General features: G+C 59.2%; 10 protein-coding genes and 1 pseudogene. 8 read left to right on the forward strand and 3 right to left on the reverse strand.

Translation table 11 applies throughout. The features are described from left to right. Positions 1-163: 163 nt before the first annotated feature. The 8 genes from ppsA to ACA075_RS09945 all read left to right on the forward strand — a co-directional run bounded on the left by ppsA (position 164) and on the right by ACA075_RS09945 (position 8,311). On the forward strand, positions 164-2,539 hold the full coding sequence (gene ppsA / locus ACA075_RS09910) for a phosphoenolpyruvate synthase (protein WP_219096376.1): 2,376 nt from the start codon (positions 164-166) through the stop codon (positions 2,537-2,539). 188 nt (positions 2,540-2,727) lie between these two features. Next, positions 2,728-3,717, forward strand: a complete 990-nt coding sequence (locus tag ACA075_RS09915) for an alpha/beta fold hydrolase (protein ID WP_497298298.1) — start codon at positions 2,728-2,730, stop codon at positions 3,715-3,717. 121 nt (positions 3,718-3,838) lie between these two features. Beyond that, entirely contained in the window at positions 3,839-4,330 is a 492-nt protein-coding gene (gene rraA / locus ACA075_RS09920; RefSeq protein ID WP_010456528.1) for a ribonuclease E activity regulator RraA, read from the forward strand. Positions 4,331-4,356: 26 nt separating this feature from the next. Next, positions 4,357-5,352: a divalent cation transporter CmaX gene (gene cmaX / locus ACA075_RS09925; RefSeq protein WP_497298299.1), complete on the forward strand. Its 996-nt coding sequence runs from the start codon at positions 4,357-4,359 to the stop codon at positions 5,350-5,352. A 63-nt stretch (positions 5,353-5,415) separates the two neighbouring features. After that, a complete protein-coding gene (locus ACA075_RS09930) occupies positions 5,416-5,664 on the forward strand; it encodes a hypothetical protein (protein ID WP_007944521.1) in 249 nt (82 codons plus the stop codon). 2 nt (positions 5,665-5,666) lie between these two features. Continuing rightward, complete coding sequence (locus ACA075_RS09935) at positions 5,667-6,491, forward strand: mechanosensitive ion channel family protein (protein WP_008027407.1); 825 nt, start codon at positions 5,667-5,669, stop codon at positions 6,489-6,491. A gap of 87 nt (positions 6,492-6,578) precedes the next feature. Then, the gene (gene sigX, locus ACA075_RS09940; protein ID WP_131062998.1) at positions 6,579-7,169 is read left to right on the forward strand and encodes an RNA polymerase sigma factor SigX; all 591 of its coding nucleotides are present in this window, start codon (positions 6,579-6,581) and stop codon (positions 7,167-7,169) included. 107 nt (positions 7,170-7,276) lie between these two features. Beyond that, positions 7,277-8,311 carry an OmpA family protein gene (locus tag ACA075_RS09945; protein WP_497298301.1) on the forward strand — a complete coding sequence of 345 codons (1,035 nt, stop codon included), beginning with the start codon at positions 7,277-7,279 and terminating at the stop codon, positions 8,309-8,311. A 75-nt stretch (positions 8,312-8,386) separates the two neighbouring features. Here the strand turns inward: ACA075_RS09945 and cobA are convergent, their stop codons facing one another. From cobA to ACA075_RS09960, 3 genes and pseudogenes are all read right to left on the reverse strand, one after another. Continuing rightward, the gene (gene cobA, locus ACA075_RS09950) at positions 8,387-9,172 is read right to left on the reverse strand and encodes a uroporphyrinogen-III C-methyltransferase (RefSeq protein ID WP_497298302.1); all 786 of its coding nucleotides are present in this window, start codon (positions 9,170-9,172) and stop codon (positions 8,387-8,389) included. 10 nt (positions 9,173-9,182) lie between these two features. Then, positions 9,183-11,897 (reverse strand): nitrate reductase, encoded by a 2,715-nt coding sequence (locus tag ACA075_RS09955; protein ID WP_497298303.1) that lies wholly within the window; start codon positions 11,895-11,897, stop codon positions 9,183-9,185. Positions 11,898-11,899: 2 nt separating this feature from the next. Beyond that, positions 11,900-13,156, reverse strand: a pseudogene (locus ACA075_RS09960) (NAD(P)/FAD-dependent oxidoreductase); the annotation flags it as partial. Between the last annotated feature and the right edge of the window lie 358 nt (positions 13,157-13,514).

The raw sequence follows: 13,514 nt of genomic DNA on the forward strand, positions 1-13,514 counted from the left end.
GCCTTAAGCTAGTAACGAATCTTGGATATGATAGGCGCGATTTGCCGGCCGCCAGTGGTCCGCATTCTCACTTATTTTCCAGGTCCAGGCCATACAGCCGGCAAACGCTCCCCCGAGCAGCCGGCTTCTGAGCTTTTCCAACACAGTTAGTGGAGAGATCACCTTGGTAGAGTACGTAGTTTCCCTCGATAAGCTCGGCGTCCATGATGTAGAGCACGTAGGGGGCAAGAACGCATCCCTGGGCGAGATGATCAGTAACCTCGCAGGCGCCGGTGTATCGGTGCCCGGTGGCTTCGCCACGACAGCTCAGGCTTATCGTGATTTTCTGGAACTGAGCGGCCTGAACGATCAGATCCACGCCGCCCTCGACGCTCTCGACGTCGACGATGTCAACGCCCTGGCCAAGACCGGCGCCCAGATCCGTCAATGGATCATGGAAGCCGAGTTCCCCGAGAAGCTCAACGCCGAGATCCGCACCGCGTTCGCTACGCTGTCGGCCGGCAACCCTGACATGGCCGTGGCCGTGCGTTCTTCCGCTACCGCCGAAGACTTGCCGGACGCTTCCTTCGCCGGTCAGCAAGAAACCTTCCTGAACATCCGTGGTGTCGAAAACGTCATTCGCGCCGCCAAAGAGGTGTTCGCCTCCCTATTCAACGACCGCGCGATTTCCTACCGCGTCCACCAGGGCTTCGACCACAAGCTGGTCGCCCTGTCGGCCGGCGTTCAGCGCATGGTCCGCTCCGAAACCGGCACCGCCGGCGTGATGTTCACCCTCGATACCGAATCGGGCTTCCGTGACGTGGTGTTCATCACCGGCGCCTACGGCCTGGGTGAAACCGTCGTACAAGGCGCGGTGAACCCGGATGAGTTCTACGTCCACAAAGGCACGCTGGCGGCGGGTCGTCCGGCCATCCTGCGTCGCAACCTGGGCAGCAAGGCCATCAAGATGATCTACGGCGAAGTCGCCACGGCCGGCAAGTCGGTCAAGACCATCGACGTGGACAAAGCTGATCGCGCCCGTTTCTGCCTGACCGACGCCGAAGTCAGCGAACTGGCCAAGCAAGCGATGATCATCGAGAAGCACTACAAGTGCCCGATGGACATCGAATGGGCCAAAGACGGCGACGACGGCAAGCTCTACATCGTTCAGGCCCGTCCTGAAACCGTGAAGAGCCGCACCTCGGCCAATGTCATGGAACGCTACCTGTTGAAAGAAACCGGCACCGTGCTGGTTGAAGGTCGTGCCATTGGCCAGCGCATCGGCGCCGGCAAGGTCCGCATCATCAAGGACGTGTCCGAGATGGACAAAGTCCAGCCAGGCGATGTTCTGGTCTCCGACATGACCGACCCGGACTGGGAACCGGTCATGAAGCGCGCCAGCGCCATTGTCACCAACCGTGGCGGCCGTACTTGCCACGCGGCGATCATCGCTCGCGAACTGGGCATCCCGGCCGTGGTCGGTTGCGGCAACGCCACCCAGCTGTTGAAAGACGGCCAGGGCGTGACTGTTTCCTGCGCTGAAGGCGACACCGGTTACATCTTCGAAGGCGAACTGGGCTTCGACATCAAGAAAAACTCCGTCGATGCCATGCCTGATCTGCCGTTCAAGATCATGATGAACGTCGGTAACCCGGACCGTGCATTCGACTTCGCGCAACTGCCGAACGCCGGTGTGGGCCTGGCCCGTCTGGAATTCATCATCAACCGCATGATCGGCGTGCACCCCAAGGCGCTGCTGAACTACGCCGGGCTGCCGCAGGACATCAAGGACAGCGTCGACAAGCGCATTGCCGGCTACGATGATCCGGTCGGTTTCTATGTCGAGAAACTGGTTGAAGGCATCAGCACCCTGGCCGCTGCGTTCACCCCGAAAAAAGTCATCGTGCGTCTGTCGGACTTCAAGTCCAACGAATACGCGAACCTGATCGGCGGCAAGCTCTACGAGCCGGAAGAAGAAAACCCGATGCTGGGTTTCCGTGGCGCCTCGCGTTACATCAGCGAATCGTTCCGCGACTGCTTCGAACTCGAATGCCGTGCCCTCAAGCGCGTGCGCAACGAAATGGGCCTGACCAACGTCGAAATCATGGTGCCGTTCGTCCGTACCCTCGGTGAAGCCAGCCAGGTCATCGACCTGTTGGCGGAGAACGGTCTGAAGCGTGGCGAAAATGGTCTGCGCATCATCATGATGTGTGAACTGCCGTCCAACGCGATCCTGGCTGAAGAGTTCCTCGAGTTCTTCGACGGTTTCTCCATCGGCTCCAACGACCTGACTCAGCTGACGCTGGGCCTGGACCGTGACTCCGGGATCATCGCGCACCTGTTCGACGAGCGGAATCCGGCGGTCAAGAAGCTGCTGGCCAACGCGATTCAGGCTTGCAACAAGGCTGGCAAGTACATCGGTATTTGCGGTCAGGGCCCTTCGGACCACCCTGATCTGGCCAAGTGGCTGATGGAGCAGGGCATCGAAAGCGTTTCGCTGAACCCCGATTCCGTACTGGAAACCTGGTTCTTCCTGGCTGAAGGTCAGGCTGCAGTTTGATGGTGTGAGTGAAAGGGCCGCTCTCCTGTAGGAGCGAGCCTGCTCGCGAAGACGGACTGACATCCAGCAGAGGTGTCGGCGGATATACCGCTTTCGCGAGCAGGCTCGTTCCCACAAGGGGCGGTCTTTTTAGAGATTCAAGCAGGGCGGGCTCTTCTGGAAGCCGCCCTTTTTTGTGCAAGAGCATTATGCAAAGCAGCAGCAACCTATTTCCTGTCGCCCTGATCAGCGCCGAGCGTCGCGGCGATCTGAGCGAAGATGTCTATCGCTTGAAACCTGGCAACAGCCCTGACGGCACCGTCGAACTGGCTGTGACGCGCCTTGGCATGGCTGATGAACCGTCCGTGCGTGGCGTGCCGGTGATTTTGTTGCACGGCAGTTTTTCCAATCGCCGGTTCTGGTTCTCGCCCAAAGGGCTTGGGCTGGGCGCCTACCTGACGCGTCTGGGGTTCGATGTCTGGATTCCCGAAATGCGCGGTCACGGCCTGTCCCAGCGTAATCAGAACTACCGCAAGAACCGTGTTGCCGACTACGCTCGTTACGATCTGCCGGCGATTGGCGCGTTCGTGCGTGAACAGAGCGGCCAGGCTCCGCACTGGATCGGTCACTCGCTGGGCGGCATCACACTGGCGGCGGCACTGGGTGGGCAATACATCGGCGAGCCTGTCGTCGCGTCTGCGGCGTTCTTCGGTACGCAAGTCAGTCGCACCTACTGGCCATTGAAAATTCCACCGGTGGAGTGGAGCGGGCGCTTCATTCTCAAGCGTTTCGCCCAGCTGTCCGGTTCCCGGCTCAAGCGCGGCCCGGAGGACGAGCCGATTGGCCTGGCCCTGGAAAGCATGCGCTGGTATGGCCTGTTCGGGCGCTTCGGCGATGCGGACAAGGACTGGTGGGCGGGATTGGCTGAGGTTCAACTGCCGGTGCTGGCCGTGAGCGCTGCCGGCGATCACCAGGATCCGGCGTGGGCGTGCCGCAAGTTGTTCGATCAAGTGGGTTCCGAACACAAGCAATTCATCAACCTTGGCCGGGAACAGGGCTTTGGCGATAATTTCGGTCACGTGGAAATGCTTGTCAGCAAAGCCGCCCAAGCCGAAGTCTGGCCATTGGTGGCGCGCTGGCTGGCCGATCAGCAAACGCCATTGCTGGGAGAAAAGCCGAATTTGGCCACGGCAGTCTGAGCCTGATGCTCTAACAAGGGCATTTCGCTCTGTTCGGCTTGAGGCTAAGATATGACGCATTGAGCTGTTCCGGTCACTTTGCGACACACTCGATTGTCTTCCTCTTTACAGGAGTTTCTCGATGAACCATTACCTTACGCCTGACCTGTGCGACGCCTACCCGGAGCTGGTGCAGGTGCTGGAACCGATGTTCAGCAATTTCGGCGGCCGTGACTCGTTCGGCGGCGAAATCGTGACCATCAAGTGCTTCGAAGACAACTCGCTGGTCAAGGAACAAGCCGAGCTCAAGGGCAATGGCAAGGTGTTGGTGGTCGACGGTGGCGGTTCACTGCGTCGTGCGCTGCTGGGCGACATGATCGCCGAGAAGGCCGCGAATAACGGCTGGGAAGGGCTGGTGATCTACGGTTGCATCCGTGACGTCGACGTCATTGCGCAAACCGATCTGGGGGTTCAGGCCCTGGCGAGCCACCCGATGAAGACCGACAAGCGCGGTATTGGCGATCTCAACGTGGCGGTGACCTTTGCGGGCGTGACCTTCCATCCAGGCCATTACATTTATGCGGACAACAACGGCGTGATCATCTCGCCAAGCCCGCTGAAGATGCCTGAATAAAGCGCAAGACCAACAAAGGGGTGAGGATGTTCGAGGAAGAAAACGCGCAGTGGGGGCTGGTGCATGCCCTGGTGCTGGATGGTAAAGGCGGCGCGCGTTCGATTGCCCGGACTGAACTAGATGACTTGCAGCTACAGGCCCATGAAAGCCTGTGGCTGCACTGGGATCGCAGTCACCCGCAAACCCAGACCTGGCTGCGCAAATCCAGCGGTCTGAGTGAATTCAGCTGTGACCTGCTGCTCGAAGAGAACACCCGGCCGCGCCTTCTGCCGCTGCCGGACTACGAACTGCTGCTGTTTCTGCGTGGGGTCAACCTGAACCCGGGCGCAGAACCGGAAGACATGGTCTCGGTGCGCATCTTTGCCTCCGCCCAGCGTGTGATTTCCCTGCGCCTGCGTCCATTGCGCGCCACCGATGAGTTGCTGGTGACGCTGGCCGAAGGCAAAGGGCCGAAAACCGCCTCCGAACTCATCCTTTATATGGCTCAGTACCTCACCAACAAGGTGCAGGATCTGGTCAGTTGCCTCTCGGAAGTGGTCGATGAGGAAGAAGAAAAGCTGGATGCCGACGAACGGTATACACCCGAGCACGGCGCCATTTTGCAGATCCGTCGTCGGGCTGCAGCGCTGAAGCGTTTCCTTGCTCCGCAGCGGGAAATTTTCGGACAGCTGACGCGGATAAAACTGCCCTGGTTCGTCGAAGACGATGGCGATTACTGGAACGAATTGAATAACAGCCTGACCCGATATCTGGAGGAGCTGGAATTGACCCGGGAGCGGGTGGGGCTGGTCCTCGAGGCCGAAGACCGACGTTTGAGCGTGCGCATGAACCGCACGATGTACCGCTTCGGGATCATCACCGGAATCTTCCTTCCGATGAGTTTCCTCACCGGTCTCCTGGGCATCAACGTCGGCGGCATTCCGTTCTCGGCAAGCCCGTATGGCTTCCTGATTGCCTGCCTGATGATGCTCTCGGTGGCGCTCGGGCAGTGGTGGTTATTTCGACGTTTGCGCTGGGTGTGACGATGAGCCATGTGACCCGGGCAAATTTGACCGCGTCTTTCACAGACATCACGAGAGGTGCGTATGCACGATCCGTTTGAACAGTCTTTGCGCGACATGCTGAACGCTTCGCCGTCCACCCGTGACGACGATGCGTGCCTTGGGCGTGTCCTGAAAACCGCCAACCGCCAGGTCGGCGCCGGCGATCTGTTCAGCCTGCTGGGCCGCTGGTTGCCCGCGCTGATGATTGCTCTCAATAACGGCTCGGCCCACGTCTCGCCGGTTTCCCGTCACCGTAAACCTACCGTTCGCACCGCTGATAAGGCTGATTGAATATGGAACTTGATCTCTGGACTCAGAGCCTCGTCACTGCAATGACTGCGTTGTGGACCAAAGTGGCCAATTTCATCCCGAACCTGTTCGGCGCACTGGTCGTGCTGCTGTTGGGTTTTGTCGTTGCGAAACTTTTGGATACTTTGCTGTCCAAATTGCTCGCCAAGCTGGGCCTTGATCGCCTGATGGGCGGCACCGGTCTGACCAAATTGCTGTCCCGGGCCGGCCTGCAAGTGCCGATCTCGACCCTGATTGGCAAGATTGTCTATTGGTTCGTCCTGCTGATTTTTCTGGTTTCTGCCGCAGAATCCCTTGGACTTGAGCGAGTTTCGGCTACGCTTGATATGCTTGCGCTGTATTTGCCGAAAGTATTTGGCGCCGCGCTGGTGTTGCTGGTGGGTGTTTTGCTGGCACAACTGGCCAATGGGCTGGTGCGTGGTGCCGCAGAGGGCGTAGGGCTGGATTACGCTGCGGGCCTGGGGCGAATTGCCCAGGGGCTGGTTATTATCATCAGTATTTCGGTCGCGATCAGCCAGTTGGAGGTCAAGACTGACCTGCTCAACCACGTAATTGTGATCGTATTGATTACCGTTGGTCTGGCTGTTGCGCTGGCCATGGGGTTGGGAAGCCGGGAAATCGCCGGTCAGATTCTTGCGGGAATCTATGTGCGTGAGTTGTATCAGGTTGGGCAACAAGTGCGTGTTGGCGAGGTCGAAGGTCAGATCGAAGAGATCGGCACGGTTAAAACCACATTGCTGACCGATGAGGGTGAGCTAGTCTCTCTCTCCAATCGGATCCTCCTGGAGCAGCATGTGAGTAGCCGCTAACCCGGCAAACCCTGCTAATGTATGCCGCCGCAAATGGCCCTGTAAGGGCCGCGGCGGACATTGACCTGACTGTCGGCCCGACTTGTTTTGAATAAAGCTCAATCGCTCTCCACGCGCTACGACCCCCGCGAGCTCTCTGATGAGGAGTTGGTCGCGCGCTCGCATACCGAGCTGTTTCACGTAACACGCGCCTATGAAGAACTGATGCGGCGTTACCAACGAACATTATTTAACGTCTGTGCACGATATCTGGGGAACGATCGCGACGCAGACGATGTCTGTCAGGAAGTGATGTTGAAGGTGTTGTATGGCCTGAAGAACTTCGAGGGGAAATCGAAGTTCAAAACCTGGCTCTACAGCATCACGTACAACGAATGCATCACACAGTATCGGAAGGAACGGCGAAAGCGTCGCTTGATGGATGCTTTGAGTCTGGACCCCCTCGAGGAAGCGTCTGAAGAAAAGATGCCGAAACCCGAGGACAAGGGCGGACTCGATCGCTGGCTGGTGTATGTGAACCCGATTGACCGTGAAATTCTGGTGCTACGATTTGTCGCAGAGCTGGAATTTCAGGAGATCGCAGACATCATGCACATGGGTTTGAGTGCAACAAAAATGCGGTACAAACGCGCTCTAGATAAATTGCGTGAGAAATTTGCAGGCATTGCTGAAACTTAGTTCGGCGCAAATATCTCTTACGTGTAGGCAAGTTCTGATAGACTTGCCGCCGAGTTGTCCCCCGGTTTGCGGGACTGCTTCACAATCACCAGATGGGGATTTAACGGATGAAACTGAAAAACACCTTGGGCTTGGCCATTGGTTCTTTGATTGCCGCCACTTCGTTCGGCGCTCTGGCACAAGGCCAAGGCGCAGTTGAAATCGAAGGCTTCGCAAAGAAAGAGCAATTCGACAGCGCTCGTAACTTCAAGAACAACGGCAACCTGTTCGGCGGTTCCGTTGGTTACTTCCTGACCGACGACGTTGAACTGCGTCTGGGCTACGACGAAGTGCACAACGTGCGTTCCGACGACGGTCGTAACATCAAGGGCGCTAACACCGCTCTGGACGCTCTGTACCACTTCAACAACCCAGGTGACATGCTGCGTCCGTACGTATCGGCTGGTTTCTCCGATCAAAGCATCGGTCAGAACGGCTCGAGCGGTCGTAACCGTTCCACCTTCGCCAACGTTGGTGGCGGTGCCAAGCTGTACTTCACCGAGAACTTCTACGCCCGTGCTGGCGTTGAAGCTCAATACAACATCGACCAAGGCGACACCGAGTGGGCTCCAAGCGTCGGTATCGGTGTGAACTTCGGTGGCGGCTCCAAGCCTGCTGCTGCTCCAGTTCCAGCACCAGCTGAAGTCTGCTCCGACAGCGACAACGATGGCGTTTGCGACAACGTTGACAAGTGCCCGGACACCCCAGCCAACGTAACTGTTGACGCTGATGGCTGCCCAGCAGTTGCTGAAGTTGTTCGTGTTGAGCTGGACGTGAAGTTCGACTTCGACAAGTCGGTAGTCAAGCCTAACAGCTACGGCGACATCAAAAACCTCGCTGACTTCATGAAGCAGTACCCATCCACCAGCACCACTGTTGAAGGTCACACTGACTCCGTCGGTCCTGACGCTTACAACCAGAAACTGTCCGAGCGTCGTGCAAACGCCGTTAAGCAAGTTCTGACCAACCAGTACGGTGTTGAATCGACCCGCGTTCAGTCTGTTGGCTACGGCGAATCCCGCCCAGTTGCTGACAACAAAACTGAAGCTGGCCGCGCTGTAAACCGTCGCGTAGAAGCGCAGGTTGAAGCTCAAGCTAAGTAATTAGCCCGCAGCTCTGAGAAAAGCCCGGCTTAGGCCGGGCTTTTCTTTGTCTGCGATTTGGTGAGAGGCAAACCGTCAGACGCGTCGACATCCAACATTGATGGCGACGGACAAGGCCTCTTCGCGAGCAGGCTCGTTCTCACAGTAAAACGCAGAGCGGGCTGCAACAGCGCCAATTACCAGGATGGCCGGGCTTTTTAATTCAAACGCTGAGGCATCCTGTTCCATGGCCGTCAAATGGCTCCGACATTCCCGTTGGTGCGGCAGGGACGCGTTTTCAATCATCGCCACCGGCGTATCCGCCACCATCCCTCCGGCTAGCAGCTGCTCGCGGATCTCACTCAGTTTCGCCACACCCATGTAGATCACCAGCGTCGTACCGCTTTGGGCAAGGGCTTGCCAGTTCAGGCTGCTGCCATCCTGCGTATGGGCGGTGACCAGCGTCACGCCGCGGGCAACGCCTCTGAGGGTCAACGGAATATCGCATTGCGTCGCACCCGCCAGCCCGGCAGTGATGCCGTTGACCAATTCGACTTCGACGCCGCGCTCGCGCAGCCACTGCGCCTCCTCCCCACCGCGACCAAAGATGCACGGATCGCCGCCCTTGAGCCGTACCACGCATTTGCCGTGGCGGGTATATCGCAACATCAGGCGATGAATGAAGGCTTGAGGCGTGGAGCGACAGCCGCCGCGTTTGCCCACGGTAATGATCCGGGCGCCGGGGCAATGCTCCAGCACCGCGTCATTGACCAGGTCGTCGATCAGCACCACATCCGCTTCCCTCAGTGCCCGAACAGCCTTGAGGGTCAGTAATTCAGGGTCGCCAGGGCCCGCACCCACCAGCCAGACTTTTGCGCTCATCGTATTTTCCTCACGAGATGACGGCGATCGGCTGCGCAGTGGCAGCCAGCAGACGTTTGATTTCCGGTACGCAGGAGCCGCATTGCGTGCCGCAGCCCAATTCTTGTTTCAGGCCCTGCAAGTCCAGGCCACGGCTGATGCCTGCGCAGACAGCGCTTTGACTGACGTTCTTGCAGTTGCACAGGGTTTTCGTGCCCATCGCCGCTGGGCCTGGGTTGCCCGGTGGCGCGCTCAGCGGTGCCAGCAGCCAGCGCCGCAGTGGTTCGTCGACGCGTCCCTCAAGCCAGAGGTTTTGCAGCCAGTGTTGGGCGAGTGTTTCGCCGGCCAGGCGAATCGCGGTGATCCGCCCGTTCTCGATCCGCACGCGTTTGCCGATGGAGCGCCGTGGGTCGTCGTAAGCCAGGACGGGGCCGTCGTTGAGCCCCAGGCATTGATCGATTTCACGCAGCAGTTGCGGATCTGGCGGCATGGCACTGGCAGCGCGTATCAGCAGCGCCGGACGTTCTCGGCCGATAAGGCTGAGGCTGGCGTAGGAAAACGCCTCACAGAGCGGTCGTAGCGTCTCAAAATGCTGTTGAACATTGCCCTCGATCAGTGCGAATAGCTGCCACGGCAGTTGTACGGGTTCCAGGCGTACGCCGCTGTGTTTGAGTTCCGGTTGTTTCGACAGTGGATCGAAGGCGGGCAGGGTGAGGGTGTTCACGCCGCCCTTGAGAAAGCGGTCACCAAAATGCATCGGCAGAAAGGCCTGGCCAGGCCGCACGCTGTCGTCGCTGGCGACCGGCACAATCACCGCGCCACGTCGACTTTTCAGGCTGATCAGATCGCCGGGTTGTAAGCGATGCCGACGCAATTCATCCGGGTGCAGGCTCAACATGGCTTCGCTGACATGACCGAACAGCTGCGCGGCGGTGCCGGTGCGGCTCATGCCGTGCCATTGATCGCGCAAGCGGCCGGTTATCAGCGTCAGCGGGAAGTGTGCGTCGCGTTGTTCCTTGGCCGCGCGATATGGATCGGCCACAAACTGAGCGCGTCCGCTGGCGGTGGGGAAAATACCGTCGAGATAAAGACGGGCAGTGCCTTCGCTGGCGCCAGTGGGGAAGGGCCATTGTTGTGGACCGAGGCGATCGATCAGCTCATGACTGATGCCGGACAAATCCAGATCACGCCCGCGGGTCAGGAGTTTGTATTCGTCAAAGACCTGCGCCGGCGTTTCAAAGGCAAACAAACTGTTTTGCCCGGGGCGCAGCTGTTTTTCCAGGCGTTGTGCGAAATCCACCGTGATCGCCCAGTCGGCGCGCGCTTCACCCGGTGCGACGATGGCCTGGCGAGCGTGGGAAATGCGCCGTTCGGAGTTGGTCACCGTGCCGTCCTTTTCGCCCCAACTGGCGGCAGGCAACAGCAGGTCGGCGAACGTGGCGGTTTCGGTGGTGCGAAAGGCTTCCTGCAACACCACGAACGGGCAGGCCTCCAGGGCGGCGCGCACGGCGGTCTGGTCTGGCAGTGATTGCGCGGGGTTGGTGCAGGCGATCCACAGGGCTTTGATTTTTCCGCTGCGAACCTGCTCGAACAACTCGATCGCGGTGAGCCCGGTATTTTCCGGAAGTTGATCAACGCCCCAATAGGCCGCCACTTCCGCGCGATCTAAGGCATTGGCCGCTTCGCGATGGCCCGGTAGCAGGTTCGACAGGCTGCCAGTTTCCCGTCCGCCCATGGCATTTGGCTGACCGGTCAGGGAGAAAGGTCCTGCGCCGGGGCGGCCTATTTGCCCGGTGGCCAGGTGCAGGTTGATCAGCGCACTGTTTTTGGCGCTGCCAGCGGTGGACTGGTTGAGCCCCATGCACCACAGCGACAGAAAACTCTTGGAAGTGCCGACCCATTTGGCGCATTCCTGTAATTGCTCGACCTCGATCCCACACAGCTGCGCCACCATTGACGGCGTGTAATCGCGTACCAGATTTTTCAGTTCGGCCAAACCTTCGGTATGAGCCTGGATGAAGTCGCGGTCGACCCAGTCTTCCCACAGCAGCAGGTGCAAAATCCCATGGAACAACGCGACATCCGTCCCGGGAAGAATCGCCAGGTGCAGGTCGGCCAAATCGCAGGTGTCGGTACGACGTGGGTCAATGACGATGACTTTCATCTGCGGGCGGCGGGATCTGGCTTCTTCCAGGCGACGAAACAGTACCGGGTGGGCGTAGGCCATGTTGCTGCCGACGATCATCACGCAGTCGCTCAGTTCCAGGTCTTCGTAGCTGCACGGCGGCGCATCGGCCCCCAGGCTGCGCTTATAGCCAACCAGCGCTGAAGACATGCACAGCCGCGAATTGCTGTCGATGTTGTTGGTGCCTACCAGCGCTCGCGCCAGTTTGTTGAAGGCGTAATAGTCCTCGGTCAGCAACTGCCCGGAAATGTAGAACGCCACGCTGTCCGGGCCGTGTTCGGCGATGGTTCGGGCGAAGACATTGGCTGCGTGATCGAGGGCGGTGTCCCAGTCGGTGCGGCTGCGGGCCAGGCCTTTGCCCAGGCGTAATTCCGGGTACAACGCTCGCGCGGTCAAGTCGCCCGTCAGGTGCAAGGTCGAGCCCTTGCTGCACAATTTGCCGAAGTTCGCCGGGTGGCTCGGATCGCCGCTGACGCCGAGGATGCGCTCGCCGTCATGCTCGATCAGCACGCCGCAGCCGACCCCGCAGTAGCAGCAGGTGGAAGCGGTGATCTGGTTCATCAGCTTGCTTCCCTGCCTGGGTGTCCTGCGTCGCCGAGGGCCTGCTCCATGAACGAAGCGTCGCCGAACATCAGGTGATCGCGGATCTCGTCGATGTCCTGATTCTCACGAATCTGCCGGAAATACCACCCGCCATCGGCCGTATCGCCGTACAGACAGGCACCGACCAGCACGTCATCCTTGATCACCAGTTTTTTGTAGATCCCACTGATCGGGTCGGAGAGGGTGATGGTTTCGGTGCCTTCGCCGCCCATGAAGTCGCCGGCGGAGAACAGGTCGATGCCCGTGACTTTCAATTTGGTCGAGGTCACCGAGCCTTTGTAGGTGGCGAAGCCCAGTTGCGCGAGGTGGTTGGCGCATACCTTGGCTTGCTCGAACAGCGGCGCGACCAGGCCGTAGGCGGTTCCGCGGTGGCTGGCGCATTCGCCGATGGCATAGATCCGTGGGTCATAGGTTTGCAGGGTGTCATTGACCAGAATCCCGCGATGGCAGGGAATGCCGGATTTTTCCGCCAGTTCAGTGCTAGGGCGAATGCCGGCGGCCATGACCACCAGGTCGGCGGGGATGATGTCGCCATTCTTGAATTCAACCGAGCCGACCCGGCCGTTGCCGGCATCGTGCAGGGCCTGGGTCTGTTCGCCCAGACGAAAATGCAGGCCACGGGCTTCCAGGGCGGTTTGCAGGAGTTGACCACTGGTGTTGTCCAGTTGCCGTTCCAGCAGCCATTCGCCGATGTGCACCACGGTGACGTGCATGCCGCGCAGCATCAGGCCGTTTGCGGCTTCCAGGCCGAGCAACCCGCCACCGATCACCACGGCGTGCTTGTGGGTTTTCGCGGTGTTGATCATGACCTGGGTGTCGGCGATGTCGCGGTAGCCGATCACGCCCTGCAAGGTATTGCCGGGGATCGGCAGGATGAACGGGGTCGAGCCGGTCGCGATCAGCAGGCGATCGTATTCCGCTTCGGTGCCGTCGTCGGCGATGACCCTGCGTTTGATTCGGTCGATCTCCACCACTTTGCGGTTGAGCAGCAACTTGATGTTGTTGTCCAGGTACCAGTCGAGATCGTTCAGTACGATCTCGTCGAAGGTCTGTTCACCGGCCAGTACCGGTGACAGCAGGATGCGGTTGTAGTTGGTATGGGGTTCGGCGCCGAAGACCGTGATGTCGTACAGCTCATTGCTCAGCTTGAGCAGTTCTTCCAGGGTGCGGACCCCGGCCATGCCGTTGCCGATCATCACCAGTTTTAGTTTTTTCATCAGGTTCTCCGGCGAGCTCGGACCCGCCTCATCAGGGCTGTCAGGTCTTGCTCGACATATTTTGCGCAAACAAAAAAAGGCGTCCCGCTAGTTGCCTAGCGAGGACGCCTTTGTCCTGGTCCCGTTCTCTCGGGAAGCGCACCCTTCATCGTTGAAGGCTGGGCTTTATGTCTGTTGGGAGAGGTAATGCAGTGGTTGTGCCAAGTGCTTCAGGTTCCCGGGTTTGTAGGGTTTTGTCGCGTTCTCGGCTTTTGATAGGGACGCTTTTGCACCGATTAAATGCACGTTGCCCGCAATTGGCGCGGTTTCTGTAGCAGCTGGCGAAGCCTGCGTTCGGCTGCGAAGCAGTCGCGATTTC

Source organism: Pseudomonas sp. LBUM1663 (assembly GCF_059695905.1).

What these genes read in the sequence shown, in the direction of transcription:
- ACA075_RS09915 (WP_497298298.1), top strand. Translation starts at nt 2,728, where the DNA reads ATGCAAAGCAGCAGCAACCTATTTCCTGTCGCCCTGATCAGCGCCGAG.
- ACA075_RS09945 (WP_497298301.1), top strand. Translation starts at nt 7,277, where the DNA reads ATGAAACTGAAAAACACCTTGGGCTTGGCCATTGGTTCTTTGATTGCC.
- cmaX (WP_497298299.1), top strand. Translation starts at nt 4,357, where the DNA reads ATGTTCGAGGAAGAAAACGCGCAGTGGGGGCTGGTGCATGCCCTGGTG.
- cobA (WP_497298302.1), bottom strand. Translation starts at nt 9,172, where the DNA reads ATGAGCGCAAAAGTCTGGCTGGTGGGTGCGGGCCCTGGCGACCCTGAA.
- rraA (WP_010456528.1), top strand. Translation starts at nt 3,839, where the DNA reads ATGAACCATTACCTTACGCCTGACCTGTGCGACGCCTACCCGGAGCTG.
- ACA075_RS09935 (WP_008027407.1), top strand. Translation starts at nt 5,667, where the DNA reads ATGGAACTTGATCTCTGGACTCAGAGCCTCGTCACTGCAATGACTGCG.
- ACA075_RS09930 (WP_007944521.1), top strand. Translation starts at nt 5,416, where the DNA reads ATGCACGATCCGTTTGAACAGTCTTTGCGCGACATGCTGAACGCTTCG.
- ACA075_RS09955 (WP_497298303.1), bottom strand. Translation starts at nt 11,897, where the DNA reads ATGAACCAGATCACCGCTTCCACCTGCTGCTACTGCGGGGTCGGCTGC.